This is a genomic window from Conexibacter sp. CPCC 205762 (genome assembly GCF_030646155.1).
Lineage (GTDB): Bacteria > Actinomycetota > Thermoleophilia > Solirubrobacterales > Solirubrobacteraceae > Conexibacter.
The window spans coordinates 1-586 of the sequence record NZ_JAUTDN010000110.1; the positions used below are offsets into that span (position 1 = coordinate 1).

A 586-nucleotide genomic window follows, 5' to 3' on the forward strand; every position below is an offset into this window, starting at 1 on the left:
CTGCTTGGGAATTTACAATTATTCCTTACTATGGACAAAAACATCAATCTGATATCACTGATATTGTAAGTAGTTTGCAATTACAGTTCGAATCATCGGAAGAAGCAGATAAGGGAAATAGCCACAGTAAAAAAATGCTTAAAGCACTTCTAAGTGAGGGTGAAAGCATCTGGGAGATCACTGAGAAAATACTAAATTCGTTTGAGTATACTTCGAGATTTACAAAAACAAAAACTTTATACCAATTCCTCTTCCTAGCTACTTTCATCAATTGTGGAAGATTCAGCGATATTAAGAACGTTGATCCGAAATCATTTAAATTAGTCCAAAATAAGTATCTGGGAGTAATAATCCAGTGTTTAGTGACAGAGACAAAGACAAGCGTTAGTAGGCACATATACTTCTTTAGCGCAAGGGGTAGGATCGATCCACTTGTATATTTGGATGAATTTTTGAGGAATTCTGAACCAGTCCTAAAACGAGTAAATAGGACCGGCAATTCTTCAAGCAATAAACAGGAATACCAATTATTAAAAGACAACTTAGTCAGATCGAACAATAAAACTTTGAAGAAAAATGCGGCTGA

The 586-nt window shown here is 35.0% G+C and carries 1 protein-coding gene; it reads left to right on the plus strand.

The window, feature by feature from the left end; genetic code table 11:
• On the plus strand, positions 1–586 hold a 586-nt coding region (locus Q7L73_RS28630), incomplete at both ends, for a hypothetical protein (protein ID WP_304715809.1).